The sequence below is a fragment of the Amycolatopsis sp. NPDC051758 genome, assembly GCF_044453095.1.
Classification (GTDB): domain Bacteria; phylum Actinomycetota; class Actinomycetes; order Mycobacteriales; family Pseudonocardiaceae; genus Amycolatopsis.
Genome location: NZ_JBITCJ010000003.1, coordinates 177,216 through 189,479, shown reverse-complemented (window position 1 = coordinate 189,479; position 12,264 = coordinate 177,216). Strand labels below are relative to the sequence as shown.

Below are 12,264 nucleotides of genomic sequence, written 5' to 3'. Positions count from 1 at the left end.
CCGGCGCCCCACCGTCGATCGCGACCGGGTCACGACGGCAGGGCGCAGTGATTCGGCGTGCCTATTGGGGGGCGCGCCGCCGATTCCTAGGTGTGAGGATTCATGGTTGGCGGTAACGCGATTCGGGGCACCCGGGTGGGTGCTGGTCCTACGGGCGAATCGGAACGAGGTGAATCGGCGCCGCGGCGCCGGGTGGGCTATTGGTGTGCCAACGGGCACGAGGCCCGGCCGTCGTTCGCGCTCGACGCGGAGATCCCCGACGAGTGGGACTGCCCCCGCTGCGGGCTCCCGGGCGGGCAGGACGAAAAGAACCCACCGGCCGCACCGCGGACCGAGCCCTACAAGACGCACCTGGCCTACGTGAAAGAGCGGCGCAGCGACGCCGACGGTGAGGCCATCCTCGCCGAGGCGCTCGAGCGCCTGCGTCAGCGCCGGGAGATCATCTAAGCGTCGCCGGCCGGAGACCACCCCGAGGGAAGTTCAGTCCTCGAGGTGGTTTTTCGCGCGTCCGGTGTTGAGCAGCCCCCGTTTTCCACGCTATCGGCAAGCCCCGACAATTTTCGGCCGCAGAACCCGCGAACGGCGGATTTCGGACCAAAATGGCCCGGAATCCGCCGTTCGCGGCTTCGGCAATTCCGAATTCGTCAGTGCCCGCCGCTAGAATGGAAATCGGGGGGCGGCGGCCTCGGTTTCCGGCCTCAGCGGTCCAGCGGATACCGGGCCCGCACCCGGAAACCGCCGTCCTCGGTCCCGGACGTCTCGAAGCTGCCACCCAGTAGCCGGGCCCGCTCGGCGAGGCCGGTCAGCCCGTGGCCGCCCGACGGCAAACCCTCGCCGGGCCGGCTGGCCCGCTCGTTGCGGACCTCGATCTTGAGCGCCCCGTGCTCACCCTGGATGCGGATGGTCGCCGTCGCGCCCGGCGCGTGCTTGTGGACGTTCGTCAGGCACTCCTGCACCGTCCGGTAGGCCGCCGCGGAGACCTGGTTGGGCAGCGCCTCCGGCAGGTGCTCCACGGTCAGGTGCACCGGGACGTCGGAGGTGCGGATCAGCCGGTCGAGCTCGTTGATGCCGGCGTGCGGACCGTCGTCGTCCGAACCGGCCCTCAGCACGCTGACCAGCGAACGCAGCTCCTCCAGCGTCCGCTTGCTGAGCGTGCGGATGACCTGCGCGGTCTCCTGCGCCCGGTCGTCGGTGGTCTGGGCCTGCAGCGCGCCGGCCTGCATCGCGATCAGCGTGATCTGGTGCGAGACGACGTCGTGCATCTCGCGCGCCAGCCGGGCGCGCTCTTCCGCGCGGACGGCGTCGGCGTGGAAGCGGCGCTCGCGGTCGCGGCTCGTGGCCAGCTCGGCGAGCTTGTTCGAAACCTCGGCCCGCGCTCCGATGAGCAGGCCGATCGCGATCGGCATGCCGGCGACCAGCACGCCGTAGATGCCGTCGAGGATGTGCTCGCGCCAGCTGAGCTCGGCGAAGTCCTCCAGGGGCCACTGCACGAACCGGCAGATCCACACCAGCCCGGCGCCGACCCAGACCTGCCAGTGCAGCTGACGGCGGGTGGCGAGCATGCCGAGCGTGATCATCGACGCGAGCTGCGCCCAGCCGGCCAGGAAGCCGGGGACCGCGACGAGCACGGCGAGGAACGGGAACTTCCGGCGGAACACGACCGCGAGGCAGGCGGCGCCGGAGAGCCAGATCGAATAGGGCTGGGCCTTCTCGGGGATCACCAGCCAGACGTCGAGCACGGCCAGGATGACCGCGGCCGCCTCGATGGCGAACGTGACCACGGCGGGCCGGGGCACCGAGCCGAACAGGCTCAGCCCGCGCTTGCGCACCCGCTCGGCGGCCGATGGCCCCGAGCCGGCGATCGAGATGCCTGGAATCGAGAGTCCCTCTGTACTCATCGCTGGCGACCCCATTCGTCTTGTGGACTTGATGGTGAGAGGTGCTCAGGGCCCGATCGGGACGCGCAGCAACGGACAAATGTGCGGATGCTAACGAGGTGGCGTACGAAGACGGTAAGTTTCACCCGCCGTCGGCGTTCCGGCGTCCGGATTTCGCAATCGACTGGTCCATCCGGGGGATAACCACGGACGGGTGCTACCGAGAGTGGGAGCTCTGCTTCCCAGTGTGCACCAAGACGACCACATCGTGGGAATCATGTTACCCACGTGTGGTCGTCCGGCGGAAGGTTCGTCAGGCGGCCATCGACCGGAGGTCGTCACTGAGCAGGTCGTGCAGGCCGGTGGCGCACGCCTTCGCCGTCTCGATCGACCGCGGCAGCATGCCGGCCTCGTACGCCCGGACGGCTTCCCCGACGCTCGGTGCCGTGGCCAGCGCCGTGGCGAGCTCGGTGCCGTCGAGCAGGGCGAGGTTCGCGCCGACCCCGAGCGGCGGCATCAGGTGCGCCGCGTCGCCGAGCAGCGTCAGGCCGGGTGTGTGGGTCCACGCGTGCGGCACCGGCAGGACGTACAGCGGCCGGGGCGTGAACCCGCCGTCGAGGTCCCGCAGGAAGCCGAGCAGCTCCGGGTGCCAGCCGGCGTAGCGCTCCAGCAGGTTCGCGCGGACGGCGGCCGTGTCGGCGAAGTCGATGCCGGCGGGCCACTCCTCGGGCGCGTAGAACACGGCGTAGCAGCGGATGTGGCCGTTGCTGTTTCGCTGGGCGAAGAGCGCCTGGCCGCCGACCTTCGTGACCATGGTGCCCTGGCCGGTCAGTGCGGCCAGGTCCGGGTGACGGCGGTCGGCGTCGTCGAGGCCGAACTCGATGAACGTGACCCCGCTGTACTCGGGCCGGACGCCGGTCAAGGCCTGGCGGACGCGCGACCAAGCGCCGTCCGCGCCGACGACCAGGTCGAAGTCCTCGGTGGTGCCGTCGGTGAAGGTCAAGGCGCCGGGGGCGACCTCGGCGACCGATCGTCCCCAGCGGACGGTGCCGGGCTTCAGCGAATCGAGCAGGAGCCCGCGCAGCTGCCCGCGGTCGATCTCCGGCCGGAATTCGTCGCCTTCCGCGGGGATCTCGTCCATGACGACTTCGGCGCTGAGCGGGTCGAGCGCGCGCATCTGCTGGCCTTCGGGGCGGGCGAGGGCGCGGAACCGGTCGTGCAGGCCGGCGGTGCGCAGCGCGACCTGGCCGGTGTCGCCGTGCATGTCGAGGGTGCCGCCCTGGGGGCGCGCGCCGGCTGAGGTTTCTTGTTCGAACAGGATGACGTCGAGGCCGTGGAGCTGCAGGACGCGGGCGCAGGCGAGCCCGCCGAGGCCGGCGCCGACGATGGCGATGGAGTTCATGGCTTCCCCCTGGAAGTCGGGGCCGCCGGCGGTTCCGGCGGCGCGTTTCCAGAAAAGCACAGTGACTCAAAAAGTGCAACGACTCAACTTTTGTAGTGAGTTCACCATCACGTAGGCTGGGGTGCATGACCGAAGTGATGGGGCGCCGCGAGCGCAAGAAGGCGCAGACCCGCAAGGCGCTGGCCGACGCCGCGCTCGAGCTGTTCCTGGAACGCGGTTACGACCAGGTCGGGGTCAAGGAGATCGCGGATGCCGCGGACGTCTCGGTGACGACGTTGTTCAAGTACTTCCCGAGCAAGGAAGCGCTGGTGTTCGACCAGGACGACGACATCGAGGCGGCGCTGGTCCAGGCGGTGCGCGGGCGGCCACCGGGGCACACGATCGTGGACGCGCTGCGCGAGCACATGCTGCGCGACAGCGCCGACGGCGGCCCGAACGCCGAGTTCGTCCGGTTGATCGAGAGCACCCCGACCCTGCGCGACTACGCCCGCCGCATGTGGATGCGCCACGAGACGGCCCTCGCCCGCGCGATCGCCGAGGAAACGGGCGCCCCCTCGGACGACGTGCCATCCGCGGCACTGGCGCGGTTCGCGCTGGCGTCCCGCGAGCTGATCGTGGACAACGCCGACCCACGCCGGGCAGCGGAGGAGATCTTCGGCTGCCTGGGCCGCGGCTGGCGAGTGAAGTGAGTCCGGCACCCCGGAGAAAGGCCCCAAAGCCGTGAAGGCCTCCTTACCGGCCATAAGAGCCGGTAAGGAGGCCTTCACGGACCACAAAATCAAGCCGTAGGCGGGTGATAAACCTTCGTCAGCTTCCCCGCCGCGGCGCGGTCCAGGAGCCACAGCGTCCGCCGGTGCCCACGAGCCCCAGCCACCGGAAGCTGGACTTCCCCAGCCCCCGACAGAGCCAACGCCACCGCGTCCGCCTTCGCCGCGCCGGCCGTCATCAGCCACACGTCGCGAGCCCGGCGGATCGCCGGCAGGGTCAGCGAAACGCGGGTCGGCGGTGGCTTGGGGCAGTTGCGCACCGCCACCACCGAACGCTCCGTCTCGTACACCGCCGGGGACTCCGGGAACACCGATGCGGTGTGCCCTTCGCCGCCCAGGCCGAGCAGCATGATGTCGAACGTCGGGACGTCGGCGTGGTCCTCCGGGCTCGCGTTGTCCGCCAGCACGTGGGCGTAAGCCGCAGCCGCCGCGTCCGGGTCGTCGCCGAACTCGCCGTCCGAGGCCGCCACCGCGTGGACGCGCTTCGGGTCGAGCGGGACGTGGTCGAGCAGGGCCTCGCGGGCCTGCTTCTCGTTCCGCTCGTCCGAATCGGCCGGCACGAACCGCTCGTCGCCCCAGTAGATGTCCAGGCGCGACCAGTCGATCGCGTCCCGGGCCGAGGACGCCCGCAGCTCGGACAGCACCGCGATGCCGGTGCCGCCGCCGGTGAGCACGAGTGACGCCGAGCCCTTGGCCGCCTGGACGTCCACCAGCCGCGTGACCAGCCGGGCCGCCGCCGCGGCGGCCAGGATGTCCTGGTTCGCGTAGACGACGACCTCGGTCTTGCTCACGACGCGCTCTTCTTGCCGTTGCCCGCCTTGGCCGGAGCCTTCGTGGCCGCCGCAGCGGCCGCCGGCGAGGTGACGTCGGCCTTGGCCGGCGGCGTCGCGGCCGGCTTGCCGTTGGTGCCGGACGTGATCTTGCCGAGGCCGTGCAGCGAAGCCTCGTAGACCTCGTCCGGGTCGAGCCGGCGCAGCTCCTCGATCAGGCAGTCCTGGGTGCTGCGCCGCTGCAGGGCGATCCGCCGGGTCGGCTGGCCCGGCTGGGTCAGCGTGCCGACGCGCCCGTCGGGCCGGTGCAGCTCCACCGGGCCGGAGCGACGGTCGAGGGTCACCGAGATGATGCCCGCCGCACCCGAGCTCTTGACCCGCTTGACCGGCACCTTCAGGTACTCGGCCAGCCAGGCGGCCAGCAGCTCGGTCGACGGCGAGTCGGCCTCGCCGGTCACCGTCGCGGCGGTGATCTTCTCGTACGGCGGCAGGTCCAGCGCCGAGACGAGCTGGGCCCGCCAGTGCGTCAGGCGCGTCCAGGCCAGGTCGGTGTCACCCGCGGTGTACGCCTTCGCCCGCGTGGTCAGCGCCCGGACCGGGTTCTTCTCCGCGGCCGAGTCGGTGATCCGGCGCTGCGCCAGCTCACCGAGCGGGTCCTTGTCCGGGTCCTTCGGGCCGGCCCCGGGCCACCAGGTGACGATCGGCGCGTCCGGCAGCAGCAGCGGCACGACCGCGCTCTGGCCCTGGGCGGCCAGCGGGCCGTAGAGCCGCAGCACGATGACCTCGCTCGCGCCGGCGTCACCGCCGACGCGGATCTGGCCGTCGATGCGCGGGGCCGCGGTGCGCGCCCCCTTGGCGACCACGATCACCCGCGACGGGTGCTCGCGGCTCGCGCCGTTGGCCGCTTCGATGGCCTCTTCGAGGTTGGCGTCGTCGTCGGCCACGATCACCAGCGTCAGCACCCGCCCGAGCGCGACTTGCCCGCCCTGTTCGCGGATCTCCACCAGCTTCTTGTTGAGTGCCGAAGTCGTGGTGGACGGCAGGTCGATGATCACGGGCGCCTCCATTTCCGGCCGGTGCGCTCCAGCATTTCGTCCGCGGACTGCGGGCCCCAGGTGCCCGGCGGGTACTGCTCCGGCGAACCCTCCTTGGCCCAGTGCTCCAGCACCGGGTCGAGGATCTTCCACGAGAGCTCGACCTCTTCGTTCACCGGGAACAGCGACGGCTCGCCGAGCAGGACGTCGAGGATCAGGCGCTCGTAGGCCTCGGGGGAGGACTCGGTGAACGCGTGCCCGTAGCCGAAGTCCATGGTGACGTCGCGGACCTCCATCGTGGTCCCCGGCACCTTCGAGCCGAACCGCAGCGTGATGCCTTCGTCCGGCTGGACCCGGATGACCAGGGCGTTCTGCCCCAGCTCCTCGGTCGACGTCGAGTCGAACGGCAGGTGCGGCGCCCGCTTGAACACCACGGCGATCTCGGTGACACGGCGGCCGAGCCGCTTGCCGGTGCGCAGGTAGAACGGCACCCCGGCCCAGCGACGGCTCTGCACTTCGAGCGTCACCGCCGCGTAGGTCTCGGTCTTCGAGTCCTTCGCGAAGCCCTCTTCCTGCAGCAGGCCGGGCACCTTCGTGCCGCCCTGCCAGCCGCCCGCGTACTGGCCGCGTGCGGTGGTCTGGCTCAGCGGCCCGATCGGGTGGGTCCCCGACAGCACCTTGATCTTCTCCGCGCGCAGGGCCCGCGGCTCGAACGACAGCGGCTCCTCCATCGCGGTGAAGGCGAGCAGCTGCAGCAGGTGGTTCTGGATGACGTCGCGGGCCGCGCCGATGCCGTCGTAGTACCCCGCGCGACCGCCGAGGCCGATGTCCTCGGCCATGGTGATCTGCACGTGGTCGACGTAGTTGGCGTTCCAGATCGGCTCGAACAGCTGGTTCGCGAAGCGCAGCGCCAGGATGTTCTGGACCGTCTCCTTGCCGAGGTAGTGGTCGATGCGGAACACCGACTCCTCGGGGAAGACGTCGTTGACGATCGCGTTCAGCTCTTCGGCGCTCTTCAGGTCGTGCCCGAACGGCTTCTCGATGACGACGCGGCGCCAGGTGTTCGCGTCCGCGTTGGCCAGCCCGGAGCGGGCCAGCTGCTTGGTCACCACCGGGAACGCGCCGGGCGGGATCGACAGGTAGAACGCCGTGTTGCCGCCGGTGCCGCGTTCCTGGTCGAGGTCCTTGACCGTCTGCGCGAGCCGGTCGAAGGCGTCGTCGTCGTCGAAGGTGCCCTGCACGAACCGGATGCCTTCGGCGAGCCGGTTCCAGACCGACTCCTTGAACGGCGTGCGCGCGTGCGCCTTGACCGAGTCGTGCACGAGCTCGCCGAAGTCCTGGTGTTCCCAGTCGCGGCGGGCGAACCCGACGAGCGAGAAGCCGGCGGGCAGCAGCCCGCGGTTGGCCAGGTCGTAGATGGCGGGCATCAGCTTCTTGCGGGCCAGGTCGCCGGTGACACCGAAGATCACCAGGCTGGACGGCCCGGCGATGCGCGGGAGCCGCTTGTCCCGCTCGTCGCGCAGCGGGTTGCTCCAGGTCATGCGCCGACCTCCTGTACCGCGCGGACGACGGCCGCGAGCCCCGCGGCCCGGTCGGTCAGGTGCAGGCGCAGCACCGGGCGGCCGTGCTCGGCGAGCACCTGCCCGTCACCGAGGGCCTGCGCGTGCTGCAGCTGACCCAGCGTGTACGGCCGCTCCGGCACGTCGAGGTCGTGCTCGACGGCGCCGGTGAGCTGCAGGAACACGCCGTTCTGGTGCCCGCCCTTGTGGTACTGGCCGGTGGAGTGCAGGAACCTCGGGCCCCAGCCGAACGTCGTCTGCAGGCCGGTGCGCTTGGCGATCTCGCCGCGCAGCAGCTCGGTCGACGCGTCGTCGAGGCGGTCCAGGTAGGCCTGCACCGCGATGTAGCCGGCTTCCGGCGCGGAAGCGAAGAACGCGCGGAGCACGTCGGTCAGGCTGCCGTCCGTGGAAACCCCGTCGCTGCCGAAGATCTCGACCGGGCCGTCCACATTGGACGCCGTCTCGCCGCCCTTGAGCTTCTCCGGGTCGTCCAGCAGCGCACGCGCCGCCTTCTTCGCCGTCTCGACGTCGGGCTGGTCGAACGGGTTGATCCCGAGCAGCCGGCCGGCCAGCGCCGTCGCGAACTCCCAGAGCAGGAGCTGCGCGCCGAGCGAGCCGGTGACGGCGATCTTCGCCGCGCCCTTCGGGGCGCCGACGGCGACCGCGGTGGCGTCGGCCTTGGCGTCGGCGAAGCCGGGTGCCTCGGTGCCTTCGACCGCGACCGGCAGCAATCCGGTGCCCTGCTTGCCGGTGGACTCGGCGATCAGCTGCTCGGCCCAGTCCGGGAAACCCTTGATGCCGGAACCGGAGTCGGCCAGCACGACCTTCTCGGCGCCGGCTTCGTGTGCGGCGGCCCACGCGGCGGCCAGCTTGACCGCCGGGTTGTCCACCGAGTCCGCGGCCAGCTCCTCGGCCACCGAAGCGGCCTGGTCGAGCAGGCGGGCGACGTCCGCGCCGGCGAGGCCGGCCGGGACGAGCCCGAACGCGGTCAGCGCCGAGTAGCGGCCGCCGACGTGCGGGTCGGCGAGGAAGGTCTTGCGGTAACCCTCCTTTTCGGACAGTTCCTGGAAGGGCGAGCCCGGGTCGGTGACGACCACGATCCGCCGTGCCGCGTCGATCCCCGCGTCGGTGAAGGCTTTCGCGAAGATCCGCCGGTGGCTGTCGGTCTCGACGGTGCCGCCCGACTTCGACGACACCACGATCACCGTGCGCTCGAGGTCACCGGCGAGTGCGTCGGCGACCTGGCCCGGGTCGGTGGTGTCGAGCACGGTCAGCGCGACGTCGTCGGTGCCGGTGATGACCTCCGGCGCCAGCGACGAGCCGCCCATGCCGGCGAGCACGACGCGGTCGACGCCCTCGGACCGCAGTTCGGTCCGCAGCGCCTCGATCTCGCCGATCAGCGGCCGTGACGACTTGTGCAGCGTCGTCCACGAAAGCCGGATCGACGCCTCGGACTCGGCGTCCGGTCCCCAGAGCGTGGGGTCTTGCGCCGCCAGCTTCGACGCGGCCTGGTCGGCGACCAGCCGCTCGGCCAGCGGCGCGGCGCGCTCCGCCAGTTCGGCGTCCACGATCTCGACGCCGGTCTTTTCCCCTGTCGTCATGTCGTGCTTCAGCCCTTCGCCTTTTCGAGCTGGCCGTTGACGGTCTCGAGGAGCTCGATCCAGGACTTCTCGAACTTCTCGACGCCCTCGTTCTCCAGGACGAGGAACACGTCGGTGATGTCGATCCCGACGGCCTCGAGCTTGTCGAAGACCTCCTGCGCCTCGGCGGCGCGCCCGGAGACCTGGTCACCCTTGAGCTCGGAGTGCTCGGCGACGGCGTCGAGGGTCTTCTCCGGCATGGTGTTGACGGTGTCCTTCACGACGAGGTCGTCGACGTAGAGGGTGGGGGAGTAGTCCGGGTTCTTGACCCCGGTCGACGCCCACAGCGGGCGCTGCGCGTTCGCGCCGTCGGCCGCGAGGGCCTTCCAGCGGTCCGTGGCCGACAGCTCTTCGAAGGCCGCGTAGGCGAGGCGGGCGTTGGCGACGGCCGCCTTGCCGCGCAGGGCCTTGGCCTCGTCGGTGCCGATCGCGTCGAGGCGCTTGTCGATCTCGGTGTCCACCCGGGACACGAAGAACGACGCGACCGAGTGGATGCCGCGCAGGTCGTGGCCGTTGGCCTTCGCCTGCTCCAGGCCGGCGAAGTAGGCCTCGATGACCTTCTTGTAGCGCTCGACGGAGAAGATCAGCGTGACGTTGACGCTGATGCCCTCGGCGAGCGTGGCGGTGATCGCCGGCAGGCCCTCTTCGGTGGCCGGGATCTTGATCAGCGTGTTCGGCCGGTCGACGGTCTTCCACAGGTCCTGGGCTTCGGCGACCGTGCGGTCGGTGTCCTTGGCCAGGCGCGGGTCGACCTCGATGGAAACGCGGCCGTCGACGCCGTTCGTGGCGGTGTAGACGTCGCGGAACAGGTCCGCGGCGTTGCGCACGTCGGTCGTGGTCAGGTCCCGGATGGTCGCCTCGACGTCGGCGCCCTGGGCGGCGAGCTCCTTCGTCCGCTCGTCGTAGGCGTCACCCTTGGACATCGCGTTGGCGAAGATCGTCGGGTTGGTCGTCACGCCGACGACGTGCTTGTCGCGGACGAGGGCCGCGAGGTTGCCGGTGTTCAGGCGTTCGCGCGAAAGGTCGTCCAGCCAGATCGACACACCGGCCTCGGACAGCGCCGCGAGCTTGTCTGTGCTCATTACTGTCATCCCCTTCAGTTCTTGGTGTTGGCGATCGAGCGGCGGGCCGCGTCGACGACTGCCTCCGTGGTGAAACCGAACTCACGGAACAGTGTGGCGGCATCGGCGGAGGCGCCGAAGTGCTCGATCGAAACGTTCACCCCGGCGTCACCGGTGAAGCGGTGCCACGACTGGGCGATGCCCGCCTCGACGGACACACGGGCCTTCACACCGGCCGGGATGACGGATTCGCGGTAGGCCGCGTCCTGCGCGTCGAACCACTCGACACACGGCATCGAGACGACGCGCGCCTTGACGCCGTCGGCCTCGAGGACCTTCTTCGCCTCGACGGCGAGCTGGACCTCGGAACCGGTGCCGATCAGCACCACGTCCGGGGTGCCGTCCGAGTCGGCCAGGACGTACCCGCCCTTCGCGACGCCCTCGGCGCTGGTGCCCTCGAGCACCGGCACGTTCTGGCGGGTGAGCGCCAGGCCGGACGGGTGGTGGATGTCCTCCAGCACGGCCTTCCACGCGTACGCGGTCTCGTTGGCGTCCGCCGGGCGGACGACGTTGAGGCCCGGGATCGCGCGCAGCGCGGAGAGCTGCTCGATCGGCTGGTGCGTCGGCCCGTCCTCGCCGAGGCCGATCGAGTCGTGCGTCCAGACGTAGGTGACCGGCGCCTTCATCAGCGCGGCCAGCCGGACCGGCGGGCGCATGTAGTCGGAGAAGATGAGGAACGTCGCGCCGTACGGGCGGGTGCCGCCGTGCAGCGCGATCCCGTTGAGGATCGAGCCCATGGCGTGCTCGCGGATGCCGAAGTGCAGCGTCCGGCCGTACGGGTTGGCCTGCCACATGTCGGTGGCGGCCTTCTCGGGACCGAACGAGTCGGCGCCCTTCATCGTGGTGTTGTTGCTCTCGGCCAGGTCGGCCGAGCCGCCCCACAGCTCCGGCAGCGGGTCGGCGAGAGCGTTGAGCACCTCACCCGAGGCCTTGCGGGTCGCGATGCCCTTGGCGTCCGGCTCCCACTTCGGCAGGTTGTCGGCGAAGCCCTCCGGCAGCGTGCGGGTGGACATCCGGTCCGCGATCTTCTTGCGCTCCGGGTTGGCCTTGCCCCACGCCTCGAACTTCTCCTGCCACTCGGCGTGCGCGGTCTTGCCGCGCTCGAGCGCCTGGCGGGTGTGCTTGAGGACGTCGTCCTCGACCTGGAACGACTGCTCCGGGTCGAAGCCGAGGATCTTCTTGACCGCGGCGACCTCTTCGCCGCCCAGCGCGGCGCCGTGCGCCTTGCCGGTGCCCATCTTCTTCGGCGCCGGGTAACCGATCACGGTCCGCAGCGCGATGAAGGACGGGCGGCCGGTCTCGGCCTTCGCGTTCTTGATGGCCTCTTCGATCGCGACGACGTCTTCGCCGCCTTCGACGACCTGGGTGTGCCACCCGTAGGCCTCGTACCGCGCGACCGTGTCCTCCGAGAGGGCGATGTTCGTGTCGTCCTCGATGGAGATCTTGTTGTCGTCCCAGAAGACGATCAGGTTCCCCAGCTCCTGGCGGCCCGCGATGGACGAGGCCTCGGAGGTGACGCCCTCTTCGATGTCGCCGTCGGAGGCGACGGCGTAGATGTAGTGGTCGAAGATGCTCTCGCCGGGAGCGGCGTCCGGGTCCAGCAGGCCGCGCTCACGACGGGCGGCCATCGCCATGCCCACGGCGTTCGCCAGGCCCTGCCCCAGCGGGCCGGTGGTGGTCTCGACACCGTCGGTGTGCCGGTACTCCGGGTGACCCGGGGTCTTCGAGCCCCACTTGCGCAGCTGCTTGAGGTCCTCGAGCTCGAGGCCGTAGCCGGCGAGGAACAGCTGGATGTAGAGCGTCAGGCTGCTGTGCCCGGCCGACAGCACGAACCGGTCGCGGCCCGGCCAGTTCTGGTCGTTCGGGTCGTGGCGCAGCGTGCGCTGGAAGAGCGTGTAGGCCAGCGGCGCCAGGCTCATCGCGGTGCCGGGGTGGCCACTGCCACAGTTCTCGACCGCGTCCGCGGCGAGTACCCGGACGGTGTCCACGGCGCGGGTGTCGGTGTCGGTCCAGTCGGCGGGCGTGTTGCGCCGGAGGAGTGGGTTGTTCTCGCTGGTAGGGGCGGTATCGGACACTGAACTCCAACTCCCGGTC

The 12,264-nt window shown here is 70.6% G+C and carries 10 protein-coding genes; 2 read left to right on the top strand and 8 right to left on the bottom strand.

Annotated elements, in window-relative coordinates; all coding sequences use genetic code 11:
- The first annotated feature begins 102 nt into the window (after positions 1–102).
- Positions 103–447, top strand: a complete 345-nt coding sequence (locus tag ACIA5G_RS16240; protein WP_086671261.1) for an RNA polymerase-binding protein RbpA — start codon at positions 103–105, stop codon at positions 445–447.
- 251 nt (positions 448–698) lie between these two features.
- Here the strand turns inward: ACIA5G_RS16240 and ACIA5G_RS16235 are convergent, their stop codons facing one another.
- Both ACIA5G_RS16235 and ACIA5G_RS16230 read right to left on the bottom strand, forming a co-directional pair.
- Positions 699–1,898, bottom strand: a complete 1,200-nt coding sequence (locus ACIA5G_RS16235) for a sensor histidine kinase (protein ID WP_395923708.1) — start codon at positions 1,896–1,898, stop codon at positions 699–701.
- 292 nt (positions 1,899–2,190) lie between these two features.
- Entirely contained in the window at positions 2,191–3,279 is a 1,089-nt protein-coding gene (locus ACIA5G_RS16230; protein ID WP_395923707.1) for an FAD-dependent oxidoreductase, read from the bottom strand.
- A 125-nt stretch (positions 3,280–3,404) separates the two neighbouring features.
- Between ACIA5G_RS16230 and ACIA5G_RS16225 the strand changes: the two genes are divergently transcribed.
- Positions 3,405–3,968 (top strand): TetR/AcrR family transcriptional regulator, encoded by a 564-nt coding sequence (locus ACIA5G_RS16225; protein WP_395923706.1) that lies wholly within the window; start codon positions 3,405–3,407, stop codon positions 3,966–3,968.
- 89 nt (positions 3,969–4,057) lie between these two features.
- Here ACIA5G_RS16225 and pgl read toward each other — a convergent pair whose 3' ends face one another.
- The 6 genes from pgl to tkt are packed head-to-tail and all read right to left on the bottom strand — an operon-like array spanning position 4,058 to position 12,245.
- Positions 4,058–4,837, bottom strand: coding sequence for a 6-phosphogluconolactonase (pgl, locus tag ACIA5G_RS16220; protein WP_395923705.1), 780 nt, complete (start codon positions 4,835–4,837; stop codon positions 4,058–4,060).
- Positions 4,834–5,871 (bottom strand): glucose-6-phosphate dehydrogenase assembly protein OpcA, encoded by a 1,038-nt coding sequence (opcA, locus tag ACIA5G_RS16215; protein ID WP_395923704.1) that lies wholly within the window; start codon positions 5,869–5,871, stop codon positions 4,834–4,836. Before opcA ends, pgl begins: the two co-directional genes overlap by 4 nt.
- A complete protein-coding gene (gene zwf / locus ACIA5G_RS16210) occupies positions 5,868–7,391 on the bottom strand; it encodes a glucose-6-phosphate dehydrogenase (protein WP_395923703.1) in 1,524 nt (507 codons plus the stop codon). The genes opcA and zwf overlap by 4 nt, the downstream gene beginning before the upstream one ends.
- The gene (locus ACIA5G_RS16205; protein WP_395923702.1) at positions 7,388–9,010 is read right to left on the bottom strand and encodes a glucose-6-phosphate isomerase; all 1,623 of its coding nucleotides are present in this window, start codon (positions 9,008–9,010) and stop codon (positions 7,388–7,390) included. Before ACIA5G_RS16205 ends, zwf begins: the two co-directional genes overlap by 4 nt.
- 8 nt (positions 9,011–9,018) lie before the next feature.
- Positions 9,019–10,131, bottom strand: coding sequence for a transaldolase (gene tal / locus ACIA5G_RS16200; RefSeq protein WP_395923701.1), 1,113 nt, complete (start codon positions 10,129–10,131; stop codon positions 9,019–9,021).
- Between the two features lie 14 nt (positions 10,132–10,145).
- Positions 10,146–12,245: a transketolase gene (gene tkt, locus ACIA5G_RS16195; RefSeq protein ID WP_395923700.1), complete on the bottom strand. Its 2,100-nt coding sequence runs from the start codon at positions 12,243–12,245 to the stop codon at positions 10,146–10,148.
- Positions 12,246–12,264 lie beyond the last annotated feature (19 nt).

Bases quoted from the DNA above. Each gene is read 5' to 3' on its own strand.
- ACIA5G_RS16240 (WP_086671261.1), top strand. From the start codon at position 103: ATGGTTGGCGGTAACGCGATTCGGGGCACCCGGGTGGGTGCTGGTCCT.
- ACIA5G_RS16235 (WP_395923708.1), bottom strand. From the start codon at position 1,898: ATGAGTACAGAGGGACTCTCGATTCCAGGCATCTCGATCGCCGGCTCG.
- ACIA5G_RS16230 (WP_395923707.1), bottom strand. From the start codon at position 3,279: ATGAACTCCATCGCCATCGTCGGCGCCGGCCTCGGCGGGCTCGCCTGC.
- ACIA5G_RS16225 (WP_395923706.1), top strand. From the start codon at position 3,405: ATGACCGAAGTGATGGGGCGCCGCGAGCGCAAGAAGGCGCAGACCCGC.
- zwf (WP_395923703.1), bottom strand. From the start codon at position 7,391: ATGACCTGGAGCAACCCGCTGCGCGACGAGCGGGACAAGCGGCTCCCG.
- ACIA5G_RS16205 (WP_395923702.1), bottom strand. From the start codon at position 9,010: ATGACGACAGGGGAAAAGACCGGCGTCGAGATCGTGGACGCCGAACTG.
- tal (WP_395923701.1), bottom strand. From the start codon at position 10,131: ATGAGCACAGACAAGCTCGCGGCGCTGTCCGAGGCCGGTGTGTCGATC.